This is a genomic window from Micromonospora endophytica (genome assembly GCF_003236305.1).
Taxonomy (GTDB): Bacteria; Actinomycetota; Actinomycetes; order Mycobacteriales; family Micromonosporaceae; genus Micromonospora; species Micromonospora endophytica.
On the sequence record NZ_POTX01000352.1, the window covers coordinates 1 to 4,492 of the forward strand.

The 4,492-nt window shown below is 72.8% G+C and carries 2 protein-coding genes and 1 pseudogene; 2 read left to right on the forward strand and 1 reads right to left on the reverse strand.

Features of this window, described 5'->3' with window-relative positions:
- A pseudogene (locus C1I93_RS28740) lies at positions 1 to 291 on the reverse strand (adenylate/guanylate cyclase domain-containing protein); the annotation flags it as partial.
- Positions 292 to 473: 182 nt separating this feature from the next.
- Here C1I93_RS28740 and C1I93_RS28745 point away from each other — a divergent pair.
- Positions 474 to 3,344: a helix-turn-helix transcriptional regulator gene (locus C1I93_RS28745; protein ID WP_111246398.1), complete on the forward strand. Its 2,871-nt coding sequence runs from the start codon at positions 474 to 476 to the stop codon at positions 3,342 to 3,344.
- A 197-nt stretch (positions 3,345 to 3,541) separates the two neighbouring features.
- A complete protein-coding gene (locus C1I93_RS28750) occupies positions 3,542 to 4,312 on the forward strand; it encodes a DUF5995 family protein (RefSeq protein ID WP_111246399.1) in 771 nt (256 codons plus the stop codon).
- Positions 4,313 to 4,492: the final 180 nt, after the last annotated feature.

Genomic DNA, 4,492 nt, shown 5'->3' on the forward strand with positions numbered 1-4,492 from the left:
CTCGTCGACCGGCTGGATCCGGAGGATGTCCGCGCCCTGCAACGGGTCTACTTCGGCACGGTCGCCGACGTACTTCTCCACCGCGCCGTGCCATCGGCGCAGCACCCCGGCGACCGTGCCGAAGTAGACCCGTTGCAGGGCGCGGACATCCTCCGGATCCAGCCGGTCGACGAGTCCGGTCGAACCGACGATGTCGGCGAAGAGGACGGTGACGGTGCGCCGCTCCTCGGTGATGGGCCAGTTGATCTGCCGGACCGACACTGGCGCGGCTTCGACGGTGGACATGGGCATGGAGACGCACCCGCCTCTCCCCCCGTGCGTGTCGACGTTGCCACGGAGGCTGCCATCCCAGGCCCGACGGCGGATCGGCAGAACGACGTATGTCGTCCGAACTCCGCCATTGGTCGCAATTTCGACGCGAGGCGTAGGAACGACTCTAGAGCGGCCGGGTGGCTGTGACTAGGCTGCGAGCCATGGCCAGCGACGTGGAGAGCACCCCGCTCGTCGGTCGGGCCGACCTGGTGGCGACGGTACGTGCCGCGCTGCTCGACGAGGTGGCACCGGGGAACACCGCGGCCGTCTTCCTCACCGGCGAGAGCGGCGTGGGCAAGACACGCCTGCTGCACGAGATCGGTGACCGGCTGCGCGACGGCGGCGCGCTGGTGCTCACCGGCTCCTGTCTGGACATCGGAGACGCTTCGCCGCTGCACCCGCTGCGTCAGGCGCTGCGTCGACTCGACAGCGACCTGGCCCCGCCCGCCGTGGCCTCGGTCCGTGCGTTGTCTGCGGTGTTCGCCGCGGAGGGCACCGGCCCGGACGGGGCGGGCGCGCTGCTGGAACGGGTCTCGCGCGGGCTGAGCGTGATCGCCGGTGGGCGGCCGGTGGCGCTGGTGCTCGACGACCTCCAGTGGGTCGACCGGACCACCCGCCAACTGCTGCTCTATCTGCTCGCCGGCCTGGGTGACCTGCAACTGTCGGTGCTCGCGGCGGTGCGTGCGGAGTCGCTGCAGGGCGCGCATCCACTGCGCCGGGTGCTCACCGAACTGCGCCGGCTGCGGTCGGTGCGGGTGCTCGACCTGGCGCCGCTGGACCGGGCCGCCACCGAGCAACTCGCCGCGGCGGTGGTCCGCCAGCCGCTGACGCCCGAGGCGGCCGAGCGGCTGTGGCGGCGCAGCGGCGGCAACCCCTTCGTCGTCGAGGAACTCTCCCGGGACCTGCGCGACGGCCGCGACGGCCTCTCCGACACCCTGCGGGAGGTCTTCCTGGCCCGGGTGGACGCCCTGCCCCGGCCGGCGCACCGGGCCGTGCACGCGGTCGCCGCCGGGGTGGAGCCGGTCGAGCACTGGCTGCTCGCCCAGGTGGTCGGGCTGCCCGAGCAGGAACTGCTGGACCCGGTCCGCGCGGCCGTCTCCCATCGGCTGCTGGTCAGCTCAGACGACGGGTACCGGCTACGTCACCGGCTCGTCGCGGAGGTACTCGCCGACGAACTGCTGCCGGCCGAACGAGCCCTGCTGCACCGCCGCTACGCCGAGGCGTTGACCGCCGTGCCCGGTGAGTTGCACCAGGCCCGGCTGGCTCACCACTGGCGGCTGGCCGGCGAGCCGGAGCGGGCCCTGCCGGCGGCGGTGGCGGCCGCGCAGGAAGCCGAGCGACTGTACGGCTACGCCGAGGCGCACCGGCACTGGTCGGTCGCGGTCGAGCTGGCCGAGGGCCTGCCCGGTGTGGACCGCACCGCCCTGCTCGGGCACGCGGCCGAGGCCGCCCACCACTGTGGCGAGTACGCCCGGGCGCTGTCCCTGCTGGAGGAACTGGCCGGTGCCGACGCCGGTCTTCCCGTCTGCGAGCTGCACATCCGGCGAGCCCGTTACCTCGCCGCCGCCGGCCGGTCGGCGCTGGCCGAGGCGGAGTACCAGCACGCGTTGGAGGTGGCCGACTGCACCGACCGGCAGCGGGCCACCGCCGCCGCCCGGCTGGCCGAGCTGCTGCTGCACCTGGGCCGGTACGCCGACGCGGGTCAGCGGGCGCGGGAGGCGCTGGCCCTGGCTGAGCAGGCCGACGGGGCCACCACCGAGGTGGTGCTGGCCAGCATGGCGCTGGGTTTCTCCGAGGCGTTCGGTCAGGATCCGGAGGCCGGCCTGGCGGTGCTGCGTCGGGCGTTGGAGACCGCCGAGCGGGCCGGTAGACCGGAGGACGTGGCCCTGGCCTACCTGCACCTGGCCGAGTTGCTCACCGGCCCGCTCAACATCCTCGAAGAGGGGGTGGTGGTGGCCCGCCGGGGTGCCGAGCGGGTCACCGAGCTCGGACTTGGCCGCAGCTACGGCACCCGGCTGCTGGCCATCGCCACCAACGGGCTGTTCCGGGTGGGGCAGTGGGCCGAGGCGGAGAAGGTCGTCGCGGCGGCGCTGCGGCACCGGCCCTCCGGCGCGGACGCGGTCGAGTTGCTGCTGGCCCGCTGCCGGCTCTCGGTCGGCTACGGTGACGCCGAGGCCGCCGACCGGGATCTGGACGCGGTGGCCACCATGCTCGCCGGCGGCGGGGCCCGGCACGTCATCCCCCTGCTCACGCTGCGCGCCGGGATCGCCATGTGGCAGGGGCGCCACGACGTGGCCCGGCACGCGGTGCAGCGGGGCCTGACCGAGACCCGCTCCGACGACCTGGTCATCCTCGCCGTGCTGGTCTGGCACGGCCTGCGCGCCGAGGCCGAGGCGCACGCCAGCCGCACGGTCGCCGTCGACGCCAATGCGGTGCGCCGGCTGCGGGAGATCGCCGACCGGGTGGCCGGCCGCAGCGAACGGGCGGCGCAGCCGGTACGCGACGTCGTCGACGGATATCTGGCGCTCTGCGCGGCCGAGGTGAGCCGTCTCGACGGGGCGGATCCGGAGCTGTGGGCACGGGCCGCGGCCGAGTGGGATCACCGCAACCACCCGTACCCGGCGGCGTACTCGCGGCTGCGGCAGGCCGAGGCGCTACTGGCCCGGCGACGCCGGCCGGCCACCGCCGGGAAGCTGCTGCGCCAGGCGTACCAGTCGGCGCAGGCACTCGGTGCGGTGCCGCTGACCGAGGAGATCCGTACGTTGGCCGGTCGGGCCCGGATCCCGCTTGAGGAAAGGGCGGCGCGCCCGTCGACGCCGACCGCGGCGGGCGGCGACGAACTGACCGTGCTCACCGCCCGCGAACGGGAGGTGCTGGCGGCGGTGGCCGAGGGACTGACCAACAAGGAGATCGGCCAGCGGCTGTTCATCAGCGAGCGGACCATCGGCGTCCACGTCTCGCACATCTTCGACAAGCTGCACGTGCGTACCCGCGTACAGGCGACCGCCATCTTCCTCCACAGTCGCCGGTAGGTTCCGGATACGTCGTTCTACTGATGTCGCCAGCCCGTACGGCTGAAAGGCTGAGCCTGGCGCCGGCGCAGGAACGACGGCGTCGGCGAAGGTACGACTGTGCCGGCGATCAGGGCGGAGATGGCATGAGCGAGTTAGTCACCGGACTCGACCCGGTGCTGTCCCGTGGTGGCGTACGCCAGAGCGGAGCGGCCGGCCTGACCGAACCGGTCTGGGGGCCGGTGCAGGCCGACATGGTCGATCTCCTGGCCGAGCACCCGGCCGACGTGCCCGCCGTGGTCGATCACCTGACCCGGTTGCAGGATCTGCTGGTCCAACTGCCTCCGCTGCTGGACAGCTGCCCGCTTGCCGACTTCAACCGGCTGTACCTCACCATCACCACGAGCGTGTTGGAGGGTCTATACACCGACAGGTTCGTCGACCCGGCTTTCCTGTCCCGGTTGGACGTGGAGTTCGCCGCTCGTTACTTCGACGCGCTGCGGCTGTGGAGCGACGGCAACCCGGCCACTCCGAACGCGTGGGCGTGTCTGTTCGAGCGGATGTGTGGCCCGGACGCCCGACCGCTGCCCTCGGCGGCGGCGGGCGTGAACGCGCACATCAACTTCGATCTGCCGTTCGCGCTGGTGACCACCTTCGCCCACCTGGAGTCCGAGCCGGTCGACAGCAGCGATCAGCACCGGGACTACCTGGAGATCAACAAGATCTTCGCCGAGAAGATCCCCGAGCTGCGTCGGGGCTACCTGGAGCGGTGGCAACTGCTCATCGACATGCTCAACGGCAACATCGACGACTGGTACCAGGGTGAGTTGGTCGGCTACACGCGTGATGTCGCGTGGCGCAACGCGCAACGCATCTGGCGGTGCCGACACGACCCGCATCGACACGAGCGCGAGCGCAAGCGGCTCGACGACGCGGCCGCGGCGCTCGGTCGGCTGCTGCTGTCGCCCCTCGGGGCGCTCCTGCAGTAGCCGGGACGGGGGGTCCCCGCGCTCCGCTCCGAGGCGGAGCGCGGGGGCGGTCCGACCCCACCCGGGTGACCACGCCCGGATCAGCACCACGGGGGATCAGCACCACGTGGGGTCAGCACCACGGGGGATCAGAACCACGGGGTACGGGGCCCCGGGCCCGGACCGGGGGGACCGGGGCAC

Excerpts from the sequence above, each read along its gene's own strand:
- C1I93_RS28745 (WP_111246398.1), top strand. The coding sequence starts at position 474 with ATGGCCAGCGACGTGGAGAGCACCCCGCTCGTCGGTCGGGCCGACCTG.